A 13,953-nucleotide genomic window follows, 5' to 3' on the forward strand; every position below is an offset into this window, starting at 1 on the left:
AACAATGATAAATCAACCTCTAGTCAATTAGCTTTAGGTAAACTTTAAATAAATAACTTGGGCTCCCATGATGACTAATCACTAAAAGCCAGCGAATCTAATACTCCCATACCGCTATGGACGCCACCTTCAGTTGCGCGTGCCGATTTACTTCGGATCAAATAGCCGGCATAACCTTGCTCAGTTGTAGCGGGTATACCATCTATATGCACAGTGAACATGCCAATCTCACTGATCAAATCATCGATCTGCAGCAACTCACCTTTACGTATCGTCAAAGCTGGAGCAGATCTTGGAGCTGGGTGTAGACGGCGCATTAATGACCAAGCCTGATACTCATTAGGTTGTAGCGTTAATAATTTTTGATGGATATCGTCGCCAAAAATACAGTGTCCGCCGCCTTCTCCTTGGTTTTTAAGGACCCATTCATCAGTCGGCCTTTGCTTTATCCAAGTGGCAGACTTCTCGGTGATAGGCACCATTTCTCCGAGTAGCTCACTGACAACCATGGCTTCATCAACGGATAAACCAAAGGCAGTGAGCTCTTTGGGCGTCATAGAGGACAGCAACATTTGTACACGCTTGCTGGTGGCGAGTTGCTGGCTTACGGTTGCGTTAACCGCTACGCGATGTTTTTCGATAAAGATACGAGTTTGCATTAGCGCATCACAACAAACCTTGCTGATTAAGTCATGTGCTTGATAATCGCAATATTGGTAACCTGCTCGGAGATAAATGGTATCAATTGCCCCGACATCTTCTAAAATCAGCCGATCATTAACGCCCGTTGATAACTTACCGTGTAACTGTCGGAAAGTTCTTCTTACGGTTCTATTGCCTTTGGCTTGTAAGGCGTGTTCAAGTAAATGCTGATCAAATACATTATCTTCATCTGCTTGTACCACCATTAAAAATACAGCGGGTCCAGCATCGTCAAACTCTGATTTTATCTTCTGCGCTGCGGTTGCTATCCCAAGTGAGAGTCTTTCAATTGCAGGGTTGTCGACGAGTTCAGCGTCTAAGCGTCCCCACTTTGAGTAGGCTTGTGCTGATTGCAGCTGCAAGTATTTATGTAGTTGATGTACTTTCTGACCAAAAGGGCCCATACCAGCAGCAATACCATTGAATTCAATGAGCCTAGGGCCATCAGTTGTATCGTCCATAAAATCACTGCGCATAAGCAACAGGGGTAATCTTTTTGCACTGCTTGGGGAGTCATGGATTTGCTTATGCATAATAAGCAATGCATTGAAAAATGGATCACCGCTTGTTATTGGAGATATGGCTTGGTGTAAAAATGCATGATTTTCAGATGCAAAGTGCACCAACTTGCCCAGTAAGTTAACTGAAGCAGTCAAATGAGCATATCTCTCTCGGCTAATGCTTGTCGGTGTAAAGCTAAATGCCGTATGAGTCGCGGAATAAGGGGTGTTTTTTAGCACCATACCATGAGTTAGCGCCCACTCTATTGCATCTTGTGAGGCGTGTATTGAAATGCTGTCAATCATGATGCTTTCCTGTGCAGGTTTTATTAATTAAGTAAACTTAGTAGATAGAACAACGCGCCAAATCAATGATAGCCATATGACTTCTTTTAGGCTTGAAATGTGAACCATAAAATATTTCTATTTAAATGGAAATATAAGATTGAATTTATAATCTGTCAACTTATTTCGGCAAAAGTCGAAATGAAATGCGAACGAGGTACCATAACAACTCATTGTCTCTTTTATGCTGGCTTGAGATGCTGAGTTATCGTTATATGCACAGCTTGCATATACGGGGTGGAAACCCACTATTGCGAATCCTGCTTGAGAAGCTCGAAGCTATCCGTAGTTTTTTTAAACGGGCGGCAAAGATAATCCTTTTCTAGCTAATGTCTAGATAAGTGAGGGGGAGTGCACTAACATTTATGACGGCCGCACTTGAGCATAAGGTCTGTATTGCCTACAATGGCGCACGATTTATTGATAACCACTTTTCATTACAGGCCAGACCATGACTGACACTACATCAAAACCAGCTTTACCTGATCGCCTTTCCGTTAATCCTCGTAGCCCACATCACGTGGCAGCAATTTTCGATCACGACATTGGCATTATGCTTAACGGCAAAGAGCGTTTTGATGTTGAAGAATATTGCATCAGTGAAGGTTGGGTTAAAGTGCCGACACACAAAGCATTAGACCGTCGTGGCCAACCGTTGATGGTGACGGCAAAAGGCACTGTTGAAGCCTTCTATAAGTAGGTAGCTGACATAGATGTCTCAGAGTAACCTTCATTGAGTAAAACTTAATGATCATTGGTCACTCATGTCTGCAAATGAAAAAGCGAATCTAAGGATTCGCTTTTTTTATACATGGATGTATTTATCCGTGATCGCCAAGGATGGTGAAAGAGGGGGGTTTATACATGGATGTATTTATCCGTGATCGCCATGGATGGTGGTGAAAGTGATTATGGCATTAAGGTCGTGGCGCTTTACGCAGGCCCAAATATGAGAGCTACTCGTCTGATATAAAAAGATGCATCAATATCGCTTTGAACCATTAAAGGTTTTTATACGTATTAAACTAGCAATCAGCGAGTTTGACTGTGGGTTGTACCTGTTACTAATCAAAGCGGGAATATACGTTTAAAGGAGGGATTTATGTCTTTATCGCAACACCTTTTCGTCTTTAATCATGTGCTTTCAAAGGGGAAGAAGCATGATGACAAATACCATTTAGATGGACTAACAGCTTGGCATGATATTGATGGCTATACCTGTTACTTGGGCTATCGCGATTTAGTGATGACGCTGATGTTTCACGGACGCTTTTCTTACGAGTACCAAGATCGTATTGTCTATAATGACTTTAATTCGTTAGTGACGGGGATTTTTAGGCGTTTAAGCTCGAACTCAATAGTGGGTTAGTTCTCTGTTTGCCGCTGCCTGTTGCTGGTGTTTATCAAAAAAGTGCAGTAGTGACTCTACCTGAGCTCTTGCAGCAATCCAAGCCAAAAATAACAGTAATAAAGCCCACTACGGTGACGACTATCGAGCCCAATAAAGACCTTGGTTGCGCTTAAGGTAAGCTTGCCGATGAGTCAGCGGCTATTTTTAAATTTGGTAACGGCGCAGCTAATAATACTTGGAGCATTATCACCTCAGATAACGATCTTAGATATTCAAAGAACAGACTTGAAAACATTAATCTTAGCGAGTCAAACTTCTATTTTGATTACCAGTGGAGTGGCATATATTGCTTTCTATCCAATCGCTACCTTACCTATGTTGAAGTGAGCATCAAGCAGCCCAAGTATCTGCGAGGTTGGAGAGTTTGTTCATGTAAACAATCTGTTCAGCCATAGTTATTCTGGTCAAATATAATGTTGTTTTATCGATTTTATTAAGTCTAAATCATCCTGTTTCACTCCTCATTGAAGTAACCATTCTTTTGAAATTCCCATCCTAACAAGAGCGATGTTGTTGTTTTGTTAATAAATGGCTGGCATATAATGACTAATCGTTATAATTTATAAATATTAGTAAGTAAGAGAATTTAATTGTTGAAACATGCTTCCGTTTTTTGATAGATGGAAGTGGTGCTAACGATCCTTAAAATGTTGAACAGCTAAATGCGTTATCTCTTTGCCTTTATCATGTCCGATAGTGGGTAAAAAACTATGTTCCATAACGATAAATAGTCGAGACCCGCTAGAGCTACGACTAAATCATCATGAGTTAATTATTGATATTAGCGCTAGCAACGACTTAATTTATGGTGATACAAGCAAGAATGTTGCACACACCTCAGAATGGATTTTATTATGTCATATGATGAAAAAATGACGATTTTGGTGGTTGACGATAGGCCAGCAAACATCCATTTACTCGCGGGGATTCTTTCTCCAGTTTATCGAGTAAAGGCGGCAACTTCGGGTGAGAAAGCGATAAGTATTGCTGAGGGCGCACTCAAACCAGATCTTATTTTGTTGGATATCATGATGCCTATCATGGATGGTTATACTGTATGTCGCTATTTAAAAAATAATCCTAAAACCGCTAATATTCCTATTATTTTCGTTACTGGGAAGTCCGAAACAGTCGACGAAGAAAAAGGCTTTAAAATGGGCGCAGTTGATTACATCACTAAACCTATCAGTCCTTCAATTGTGATTGCTAGGGTAAAAACCCATCTCGCATTATATTCTCAGCAGTGTGAGCTTGAGAAAGAAGTTAAAATTCGTACCAAGATACTCGCAAAAAATCAGCTCGACATCATTAATTGTCTAGGTCGTGCTGCTGAGTATAAAGATAATGAAACTGGCATGCATGTTGTAAGAATGAGCAAATATAGCAAACTCATTGCTGAAGCTTATGGTGCAAACTCAAAGTGGTGTGATTTATTATGTAATGCAGCGCCGATGCATGACATCGGTAAAATAGGCATTCCCGACCATATTTTATGTAAGCCCGGAAAGTTTGATGCTGACGAATGGCAAGAAATGCAACGGCATGCCGAATATGGATTAAAAATATTAGGCGGAAATAACTCTGATTTACTTGAATTAGCGAGAGAAATTGCGATTACTCATCATGAAAAATGGGACGGTAGCGGTTACCCTAATGGATTAAGTGGCACTGAAATCCCTTTATCTGGAAGAATTGTAGCGCTTGCCGATGTATTCGATGCGCTAACCAATGAACGACCGTACAAAAAAGCTTGGAGTGTAGAAGATGCATGCAAATTTATAGAGGATCAATCAGGCAAGCATTTTGATCCACAGCTGGTGCCCATTTTTATAAAGATTATCCCCAAACTGCTGGACATTAGAGCATCATTTTCTGATGGAAACGATTTTATTAAAGGGTAAGCACTTTTACAGGTATACGGATATAAATATGTTATTGAGATCTCCAGAAGAAAACTCCAGTCATATCTTAAATCGTTCTCGTCGGATTATGTTTGGCTTTATTGCCGTCATTCTGTTGCTTTTCGTGGCAGGTTTATCTGCTTGGGGAGGGGTTAATCAATTATTTATATCTATCGACCGTTATACCAGTGCTGGTCAGTTACTGCTTGCTTTAGATAGGGCTAGACTCAACGAGTTATCATTTACGCGAGATAATTTATCTGAGCAAGCAAAAGAAGCTGAAAAAAATATCGATGCTTCGCTAACTATTGTAGAAAATTTACATAATGAAAATTTCAATACCAGTTCGCAAACAGGTGAATTATTAAACTTAATTAAAAGCTATAAACAGGGCTTTGAGCGATACGTTTCGCTGACGAAAGAAAAAAAATCATCGCGTTTTAAAATGGTTGAAGAAGCAAGTAAAGCAACCTCAAGTTCCGATGCACTGCAAAGCTTGCAAACAAAATACATTAATTATGACAAAGACAAGGTCAGTGATTATAGGGAAACAATCCGAAATATTAGTGGTAACGCCTCGGTTTCATACGAAATTTCAGTGATAATTGAGTCCATCAGAAGCTATGGTAAAGATTTTTTACTTTTTAGAAGTCAACGAGATTATGAGAGTACCTTTGAAGAGCTGAGTCTGCTAAATCGTTACATTACCAAGTTGTCATATAGGATTGATAACTCTAGCAGTCGCTTATTGTTATCAAAACTACAAAGTGCTGAATTGCACTATAAAGAGTCGTTATTACAACTTAAAAAGCTTCGTGATGCGGACAAAATTAGCATTGATAATCCGATTGTAAGAAATTTAGCCCTTAGCTCATCTGCACTGGGGCAGCTTGCGCTTGATTTACGAAGTCACAAAATGACTCTGCTTTCAGCTGAGCAAGAAAAGGTTACGCAGAAGCAACAGGTGATGGCTAATCGACTTGAGTTGTCTGAAGAAGTTACTTTGCTAACAAAAAATATCAATGATGCCAGACAAGTTGATAGGGATTTTTCTTTAGCGCGAACAGCAGAAGCAAAAGAGTTTCTGGCTCAGGAAGTCATATCATTACTTGAAAGCGCACTTTATCGCACGCAAAAAATTCAAAGTATGCTGATTGAAGATGATGAAAAAGAAGTCTTTAAAACGGTGTACCCCAATATTGCGTCATACCTTGATAACTTCAAAAAAGTCGTGGTGGTAACCGCTGAGCTTGATGATATTTCTAAAGGGATGGTCAGCTCCGCATTGTCGGCAGATAACATCTTATCGTCACTACGTGAATTTCGATTCGGCGAGATGTCTCAAGCAAGGGACTTGGCCGATTACATGACCTATGCGGGTGTCATATTTATCCTTTCTATTCTTATGCTGGCCTTTTTAATCCGTAAATCCCAGCACTCATTAGTCGAGTTATCTCAGTCGTTAAAGATAAGCAGTGAAGAGGCGACTAATGCGAATAAAGCCAAATCTGACTTCTTGGCGAATATGAGCCATGAGATCAGAACTCCCATGAATGCCATTATTGGTATGAGTTACCTCGCGTTAACGACAGAGCTTTCTAAAAAGCAGCACAATTACATCACTAAGGTACATAACTCTGCTCAATCATTACTTTTAATTATTAATGATATTTTAGACTTTTCAAAAATTGAGGCCGGCAAGCTAGAAATCGAATCAACGGATTTTGTGTTAGAAGACTTATTAGATGAATTTAAAGTGCTTATTGGTGGAAAGGCACAAGAGAAAGGCCTTGAGTTACTGATCAATCTAGATGACAAAATTCCAAGTTATTTGAAAGGCGATCAATTACGTATTAACCAAATCTTGGTGAATTTAGGGGCTAATGCGGTTAAGTTTACAGAGAGCGGGGAAATTAGCTTATCCATCATTTTAGTCTCTCAATATAACAATATACTGAAGTTGAGATTTGAAATAGCAGATGATGGCATCGGGATCAGCAAAGCGCAGCAGCACAAGTTATTTAAATCCTTCTCACAAGCTGATACGTCAACCACCCGTCAATACGGTGGTACAGGTCTAGGGCTGGCTATTTGTAAGCAACTCGTTAGTTTAATGGGTGGTGAGATAGGGGTATCAAGTGAATTAGGCCATGGTTCGGTATTTAGTTTCGAAATTGACGTAGAACAAAGTGAGCTACAAACGTCAGAAAAAGTGATACCGACTCACATACAAAATAAAACCGTACTGGTGTATGACGATAGCAAGGCAGTATGTACAATTATTAATAAGCAATTAGAAAGTTTGCAATGTCAAACGATTAACGTTGGCGTATTTAGTGATATTGAAGTTGAATATTTGGCTGCGCTTACTTCCAATCAAGCGATTGAGATTATTTTCTTTGATTGGAATTTACCACACCATGAAAGTATTATTCAGTATAAAAAGTTATTACAGGTTGTTGATGCTAAATGTAAAATTATCATCATGACCTCCAGTGTAGTTGAAGATGTGCAGTCTGAAGCTGAGGCGCATCAATTACCAATCCATCAAATTCTAAGTAAACCTTTTACCAACTCAACCCTTTACGATGAAATTTTCTCGTTATATGACAACGAGCCTTCAAAACGAACTCGTCAAAAAATACATGATGGTATGTATGACCATAACATTCAAAAGTTAACCGGTGCGCACATTTTGTTGGTTGAGGATAACCTCATTAACCAGGAGCTTGCCGTTGAGTTACTTGAAACCAATGGTATGACGGTCGAGGTGGCGAATAATGGTCAAGAAGCAATTGATAAATTGCAGAGTCACCACTTCGATGGCGTACTGATGGACTGCCAAATGCCGGTAATGGATGGGTATAGAGCGACTGAGCATATTCGTGAACAACTGGTAGAAAATACACTGCCAATTATTGCAATGACAGCTAATGTGATGTCAGGTGATAAAGAAAAAGTGCTGGATTCAGGCATGAATGACTTGATTGGTAAGCCAATCGTTATCGATGACATGTTCGAGATCATGGCTAACTGGATTAGCCCTCAAGATCGCGTATCAGAAAGCCAACCATTGCCACTGGCTGTTAGCACTCATGATAATGAAGAGTTGATCGCACACTTATCATCGATTACCGAAATTGATGCGGTTGGGGGGATTAAGGCCTTAATAGGCAATGAAAATCTCTACTTTAAATTAGCCAATCATTTTGTCGAATCTTACAACGAAGTGACGATCCCTATTTATGATGGCAGTGATAATTTAGACAAGGTTGATCACCACATTCACACCTTAAAAGGAGTGTCTGGAAATCTACATTTTACTCAGGTGTATCAATTATGTGGGCTTGTTGAAAGCCACATCGACACGATCAAAGCAGATGCTAACAGTGTTGATACTCAAAGTATCGATGAGTTGAATAGTGATATACATCAATTGCAAAAGGCGTCTGATAATTTAGTTGCACGACTAAACGACATTTTACCCAATGAACCGACGGGGACGACTGAGCCTGTTATCGAGACGATATCTGAACCGGTAGATGATGTGATGTTCAAATCACTAATGAGTGCGTTAGAGCAGAATGATACCGAGGCGCTAACTATCATCGAATCACTGGAATCGACACGTGTTTTAGGCATGTCTCACAACAAGTTAAAGCAGTTAGAAAGTGCGATCAATAATTACGATTTTGATGCAGCAATCGGTATTTTAAATACGATCAAACAGCAAAAGTAATCAACTGGATGATAAGGCGAGGCAATAACAATTAGCCGCAAAGTCTTGTTTTTTTTAGCCTACATTAATAGGTAATAGCATAACCCGCAAAATAGTGGTTCAGTGGTTCTGAGCCTTACTCATGGATATCTATAATGAGTACAAATGCTCGGCTTTAACCCCAATGTTGAAGAGCAACAATTTATTCGTCATTGGCAGGGTGACCACTTAGTTGAAATGGTTAGCTTTACTATTGCGGCAGGAGTGAAAGACTCTAAAGATGGTGGGCTTGGTCGTTATTTGAATCGGGTTGAAGAAGCGCTAAAGAACTTTGCGGCTGAATTGGCGTTAGATAAATCACGCCAAGAACTCATCGTGCGGTTCCATCAACACATTAGTTATCAATGTCCTGAACAGTTAATCAGTTAATCCGCTTCGTCACAGCGAGTCCCATCAAGGTGATTATATATAGCGAACCGAGAGGATCCGCTATTTTTGAAGCCAATTTGAGTCTGTGCATCAGCTTTCATTAGCGTTGATGACTAAAGTCAGGGATAGTCCGCTGCTTTAGTCATTGGCTATCTGTGAAAGTGCTACCATAAAACTCTTTGCACTAGCATCAATTCACATGGCCGTAAATTAAAGTGGCTGCTGAATTGAGGCAATCAATACTGTACCTATACCCGCTTAACCCGTTCTCTAACTTATCGAGTGCTTTAACTAAGTTGGGTACTCGACTCCCAGTCGGTTAATAATCTCATGATATCTGCTGAACTTTCCGGCGTAGCTTTAGGCGCTTGCAGTGATTTATCCCCACGCTCAAACGCTTCACGTATCGCTCTAACTTGATAGAAGAAGGCATCGCCTGCGGCATCTACTGTCACGGTTTCTTTGTTCGCTTCGTAGGTTTCTACTTCAAATTCATTGCTCTGGCCTGGAAGCCACGGGTTGCTATTAAACGTTAAGCAGCCTTTGCTACCCAGCACCGTAAAACCATGTTTAAGCCCATAATCTTCCGCGGTATGGATCTGTACATTGGCCTTATTAGCAAAACGAAAAGTTGCACTGGATTCACAGATATTGTTGTCAGCCCCTTTTCTGCCGATGGCTGATACGCTGTAGTCCATCAGTTCGCCTGCTGGTAGCGACTGCTTTAGGATGAGATAAGCCAGTGACATTGGGTAACAACCTAGGTTATACAAGGCGCCCTTACTGTCGACGTTTACAAACTGAGAAATTGCCGCGACGTAGGAGCCTTGTATGGCTTTTATCTCTCCAATGGCCCCCGAAGCTAATACGCTGAGTGCTTTTTCAATATAGGGATGGCACAGGTACATTAAGCCTTCGGCAAAAAAGACTTGGTGTTTCCGAACGGCGGCTAGGGCAATTTCGGTCTTTTCCATATCAATAGACAGTGACTTTTCACACAGTATCGCTTTACCCGCAGCGGCAGCTTTAACGACAAACTCATGATGAAGATGATTTGGCAGGGCGATATAAACGATGTCGACATTGCGATCGTTAATGAGTGCATCGTAGTCAGTATAGAATTTTTGCGCCGCGTAACTTTTGGCAAACTCATCTAATGTTGTCTGCGTTCTTCCTGCGACTGCGTATAGCTCACTTTTATCATCACCATTAATGGCTTCAGCCATGATGCCAGAAATAAAACTAGTGCCTATTATTCCCCATTTCATTGGTTAGCTCCTGTGAGTAGAGTCGCCATTGGTTGTGTTTGATAGGCGGTAATTAAGTCTGTTAGGCCTTCTTTGATAAAGGCTTGAGTATGCTCAGCCTTAAAATGTTCATCGAATGCTGTTTGATCTCGATATATTTCCCACAAAATGACTTTTCTTGGATCTTGATTATCTTGATGAGCAACGGCAAGGAAACAGCCTTGTTCGCTGTTCATATCGACACAAAATTTCTGAATGGCTAATAATCCGTCATTCAGTTCAACAGTGTCTTTTATCTTTAGCTCTGCTGTTATAGAAAGCTTTCCTGTTATTGCTATCGTCATTGCTTATTCACTTTGTAGGAAAAAACTCAATATAATTGAGTCTTCAAGTTTGATAAAGTGAGCTTTAATTGATTTTTAATAAACTGTGAGTGCGTAATGGATAAGCTGAAAAGCATGCAAGTGTTTGTTTCTGTGGTTGAGCATGGCAGTTTTCGCAGTGCCGCAAATTATTTTGATATGTCGGCAACCATGGTCGGTAAACATATCCAGTTTCTTGAATCATCACTTGAAACACGCCTTTTGAATCGGACGACAAGGAAGCAGTCGTTAACTGAAAGTGGCCAGATCTATTATGAAGAGTGTAAGAGAATCATTGAAGACATCGTCGATGCAGAAAATCGAATTCAAATGCTTGAAAATACGCCAATGGGAACCATCAAGGTAAATTGTCCGGTTACCCTTGGCAGTGAGCTGTTGGCGCCGATAGTCGCTGCTTTTCTGCAGGAGTACCCTTTGCTTGATGTTGAGATGACATTGGATAATTCGCTGATTGACCCTTTTCAATCCGATGCAGATATTTTGCTGAGAATAGGCGAGTTGAACGACTCGACATTAATTGCACGTAAGCTTGGGTATTACAATTTGTGCTTTTGTGCCTCTACAGCTTACTTAGCTAACCAGGGTAAGCCTGATGAACTCGAAGATTTGAAAGGGCATTCTTGCTTGGGTTTTGTCTATAGTCAGGGGCAAACAATGCAAAGCTTTAAGCTAAGCACGGATGCATTCAGTAAACGAAATAGTCGACTGGCATCGAATAACGGGCATGCGCTTAGGGCTGCGGCATTGAATGGGGCGGGTATTATTCTTCAGCCCAGAATACTGGTTTGTAAGGATATAGAGTTCGGTGCATTAGAAGAGGTATTGGCAGAATTTACCCCAATAGCTAAACCTATACACCTTGTCTACAGAAGCAGAACGCTGTCGCTTAAAAATCGTACTTTTCTAGATTTTGTACTCAAAAACTTATCAACAAACAATCAGCTCGACTAATCAATAATATGACCTGCCATGCTTATTCTCAGTGGCACGCTTGGTTGGTAACAACAGGCTCCTCAATGACGATGGCTAAGCCTTAAAGTACAACCAAATTTAGATGAAACTCCGTCTACTCTTTGACATTTCAGCTCAATCATATCGACGATATTTTATATTTTTAAATGGGTGTCTTATAAAAAATGTTGGTTTGCATAACGGTGATAAGACTCGCTGTTCCACGTGTGAAATAGGCTGTTCTAGCGCGATTGAACCTTTGATTTGACTGTCTTGCATTGGTTAATTAAATCAATAATAACAGCGCCTTAATCTAAATTGTTTAAGCTGGTGACAGTACTGTGTTCCAGTGTTTACTATGTCCGCTTAATTCCAGTGAATAATTTTCCATGGTCTATACTTAGCCAGCCTTCGACCAAAAGCTAAAGTAAATAAGTATAAGGGATAGCAATATGTCAGACACTTTTACAAAAGGTATGGCTCGAAATATATACTATGGCGGCAGTGTTTTTTTTCTACTGTTGTTTGCCGGCCTCGCTATGCATACCACCAGAGAAATGCCCAAATCTGATCATCGAGAGAATCTCACCGAAGCCGTTGCAAACGGCAAAGCCATATGGGAAGACAACAACTGTATTGGTTGCCACACGCTCCTTGGTGAAGGTGCTTATTATGCGCCGGAGTTGGGGAATGTTTATTATCGCCGCGGTGGCGGTGATCTCGATGCATTTAAAGGCTTTATGCAAAGTTGGATGCAAATTCAACCTCTTGGTGTCCCTGGACGCCGACAAATGCCTCAATTTAATTTAACGGAACAACAGGTTAACGATTTAGCAGAGTTCTTAAAATTTACCGCTGAAATAGATGTTAACAGCTGGCCACCGAACATTGAGGGTTAAGGCATGAGCACTTTAAAATATCAATCACAATCGGTTGCAACACCTTACTTTGTATTTGCGCTTATTCTGTTTACTGGACAAATCATATTTGGCTTGGTGATGGGCTTGCAATATGTGGTGGGAGATTTTCTCGCCGGGGTCATTCCCTTTAACGTTGCTCGAATGGTGCACACTAACTTGCTCATCGTTTGGCTATTATTTGGCTTTATGGGTGCCGCTTATTTCCTTGTGCCCGAAGAGTCTGAAACTGAATTGTATAGCCCTAAACTCGCTATCTTGCTCTTCTGGGTATTTGCCGTAGCTGCCACACTCACCGTGTTGGGGTATTTGTTGGTTCCCTATTCTAGGCTGGCTGAGATCACGGGCAATGAGTATTTTCCGACGATGGGGCGAGAGTTTTTAGAGCAACCCACCATTACTAAAATTGGTATTGTCGTCGTTTGCCTCGGGTTCCTGTTCAATATCGGTATGACGATGTTGCGCGGCCGAAAGACGGTGATCAATATGGTACTGATCACCGGCCTCATTGGACTGGCTGTGTTTTTCCTATTCTCTTTCTACAATCCGTCCAACATTGCGTTGGATAAATTCTATTGGTGGTTTGTTGTCCACCTCTGGGTTGAAGGCGTGTGGGAATTAATTATGGGTGCGATCCTCGCCTTTATACTGATCAAGATCACTGGCGTTGACCGAGAAATTATTGAGAAGTGGCTGTACGTGATTGTTGCAATGGCATTGATCTCCGGCCTGCTGGGGACAGGGCATCACTTTTTCTGGTTAGCCACGCCTGAATACTGGCAGTGGGTGGGTTCGGTATTCTCTGCGTTAGAGCCTCTACCTTTCTTTGCTATGGTGCTATACGCATTCAACATGGTGAACAATCGCCGCCGAGAACATCCGAACAAAGCAGCCACGCTGTGGGCGTTAGGCACGGCAGTCATGGCATTCCTTGGCGCGGGTGTTTGGGGATTTTTACATACATTGGCACCGGTCAATTTCTACACTCACGGTACGCAAATCACCGCGGCACATGCCCATATGGCCTTTTACGGTGCCTATGCAATGATAGTGCTGACCATTATTTCCTATGCGATGCCGAAGTTACGCGGTATTGGCGAAGCATCGAGTAAAAAAGCACAAGTGCTGGAAATGTGGGGCTTCTGGTTAATGACGGTTGCCATGGTTTTCATTACGCTGTTCTTAACTGGAGCTGGGGTATTGCAGGTCTGGTTACAACGTCTACCCGAAGGCGGCGAAGCATTAAGCTTTATGGAAACCCAAGATAAATTATCGATTTTCTATTGGGCACGAGAAGCGACGGGGATTATATTCTTGATAGGCTTAATCACCTATATGTGCAACTTTCTGGTCGACAGAAAAGCTGCTAAATAGACTGAATTAATCAAATGGAGCTAGTGCTGAGTTGCTATCGACGCTAGTTCCACCTATTTTTTATCACCATGGTTA

At 41.1% G+C, this 13,953-nt stretch carries 10 protein-coding genes and 1 pseudogene; 8 read left to right on the forward strand and 3 right to left on the reverse strand.

Annotation, left to right across the window (positions count from 1 at the left end; all coding sequences use genetic code 11):
• Positions 1–74: 74 nt before the first annotated feature.
• The gene (locus CXF86_RS00730) at positions 75–1,508 is read right to left on the reverse strand and encodes a glutathione synthase (RefSeq protein WP_102038098.1); all 1,434 of its coding nucleotides are present in this window, start codon (positions 1,506–1,508) and stop codon (positions 75–77) included.
• Positions 1,509–1,998: 490 nt separating this feature from the next.
• On the opposite strand from CXF86_RS00730, the gene CXF86_RS00735 reads away from it, so the two are divergent.
• The 5 genes and pseudogenes from CXF86_RS00735 to CXF86_RS00760 form a co-directional block, all read left to right on the forward strand.
• Positions 1,999–2,247, forward strand: a complete 249-nt coding sequence (locus CXF86_RS00735) for a DUF3297 family protein (protein ID WP_101093202.1) — start codon at positions 1,999–2,001, stop codon at positions 2,245–2,247.
• 402 nt (positions 2,248–2,649) lie between these two features.
• Positions 2,650–2,916: a DUF3081 family protein gene (locus tag CXF86_RS00740; protein WP_102038099.1), complete on the forward strand. Its 267-nt coding sequence runs from the start codon at positions 2,650–2,652 to the stop codon at positions 2,914–2,916.
• A gap of 896 nt (positions 2,917–3,812) precedes the next feature.
• A complete protein-coding gene (locus tag CXF86_RS00750; protein WP_102038100.1) occupies positions 3,813–4,859 on the forward strand; it encodes a response regulator in 1,047 nt (348 codons plus the stop codon).
• Between the two features lie 28 nt (positions 4,860–4,887).
• A complete protein-coding gene (locus tag CXF86_RS00755; protein ID WP_180960979.1) occupies positions 4,888–8,598 on the forward strand; it encodes a response regulator in 3,711 nt (1,236 codons plus the stop codon).
• A gap of 138 nt (positions 8,599–8,736) precedes the next feature.
• Positions 8,737–9,006 (forward strand): annotated as a pseudogene (locus tag CXF86_RS00760) (DUF3083 family protein); the annotation flags it as partial.
• A gap of 287 nt (positions 9,007–9,293) precedes the next feature.
• Here CXF86_RS00760 and CXF86_RS00765 read toward each other — a convergent pair.
• Both CXF86_RS00765 and CXF86_RS00770 read right to left on the reverse strand, forming a co-directional pair.
• On the reverse strand, positions 9,294–10,274 hold the full coding sequence (locus CXF86_RS00765; protein WP_102038102.1) for a Gfo/Idh/MocA family protein: 981 nt from the start codon (positions 10,272–10,274) through the stop codon (positions 9,294–9,296).
• Positions 10,271–10,597, reverse strand: coding sequence for a putative quinol monooxygenase (locus tag CXF86_RS00770; protein ID WP_102038103.1), 327 nt, complete (start codon positions 10,595–10,597; stop codon positions 10,271–10,273). The genes CXF86_RS00765 and CXF86_RS00770 overlap by 4 nt, the downstream gene beginning before the upstream one ends.
• A 96-nt stretch (positions 10,598–10,693) precedes the next feature.
• On the opposite strand from CXF86_RS00770, the gene CXF86_RS00775 reads away from it, so the two are divergent.
• From CXF86_RS00775 to CXF86_RS00785, 3 genes are all read left to right on the forward strand, one after another.
• Positions 10,694–11,587 (forward strand): LysR family transcriptional regulator, encoded by an 894-nt coding sequence (locus tag CXF86_RS00775; RefSeq protein WP_102038104.1) that lies wholly within the window; start codon positions 10,694–10,696, stop codon positions 11,585–11,587.
• 452 nt (positions 11,588–12,039) lie between these two features.
• Positions 12,040–12,486 carry a c-type cytochrome gene (locus CXF86_RS00780; RefSeq protein ID WP_101093193.1) on the forward strand — a complete coding sequence of 149 codons (447 nt, stop codon included), beginning with the start codon at positions 12,040–12,042 and terminating at the stop codon, positions 12,484–12,486.
• Between the two features lie 3 nt (positions 12,487–12,489).
• On the forward strand, positions 12,490–13,878 hold the full coding sequence (locus tag CXF86_RS00785) for a cbb3-type cytochrome c oxidase subunit I (protein WP_101093191.1): 1,389 nt from the start codon (positions 12,490–12,492) through the stop codon (positions 13,876–13,878).
• Positions 13,879–13,953 lie beyond the last annotated feature (75 nt).

The sequence above is a fragment of the Shewanella sp. GutCb genome (assembly GCF_002836135.1).
In the GTDB taxonomy this organism is placed as follows: Bacteria; Pseudomonadota; Gammaproteobacteria; order Enterobacterales; family Shewanellaceae; genus Shewanella.

What these genes read in the sequence shown, in the direction of transcription:
- CXF86_RS00730 (WP_102038098.1), bottom strand. Translation starts at nt 1,508, where the DNA reads ATGATTGACAGCATTTCAATACACGCCTCACAAGATGCAATAGAGTGG.
- CXF86_RS00735 (WP_101093202.1), top strand. Translation starts at nt 1,999, where the DNA reads ATGACTGACACTACATCAAAACCAGCTTTACCTGATCGCCTTTCCGTT.
- CXF86_RS00740 (WP_102038099.1), top strand. Translation starts at nt 2,650, where the DNA reads ATGTCTTTATCGCAACACCTTTTCGTCTTTAATCATGTGCTTTCAAAG.
- CXF86_RS00750 (WP_102038100.1), top strand. Translation starts at nt 3,813, where the DNA reads ATGTCATATGATGAAAAAATGACGATTTTGGTGGTTGACGATAGGCCA.
- CXF86_RS00755 (WP_180960979.1), top strand. Translation starts at nt 4,888, where the DNA reads ATGTTATTGAGATCTCCAGAAGAAAACTCCAGTCATATCTTAAATCGT.
- CXF86_RS00765 (WP_102038102.1), bottom strand. Translation starts at nt 10,274, where the DNA reads ATGAAATGGGGAATAATAGGCACTAGTTTTATTTCTGGCATCATGGCT.
- CXF86_RS00770 (WP_102038103.1), bottom strand. Translation starts at nt 10,597, where the DNA reads ATGACGATAGCAATAACAGGAAAGCTTTCTATAACAGCAGAGCTAAAG.
- CXF86_RS00775 (WP_102038104.1), top strand. Translation starts at nt 10,694, where the DNA reads ATGGATAAGCTGAAAAGCATGCAAGTGTTTGTTTCTGTGGTTGAGCAT.
- CXF86_RS00780 (WP_101093193.1), top strand. Translation starts at nt 12,040, where the DNA reads ATGTCAGACACTTTTACAAAAGGTATGGCTCGAAATATATACTATGGC.
- CXF86_RS00785 (WP_101093191.1), top strand. Translation starts at nt 12,490, where the DNA reads ATGAGCACTTTAAAATATCAATCACAATCGGTTGCAACACCTTACTTT.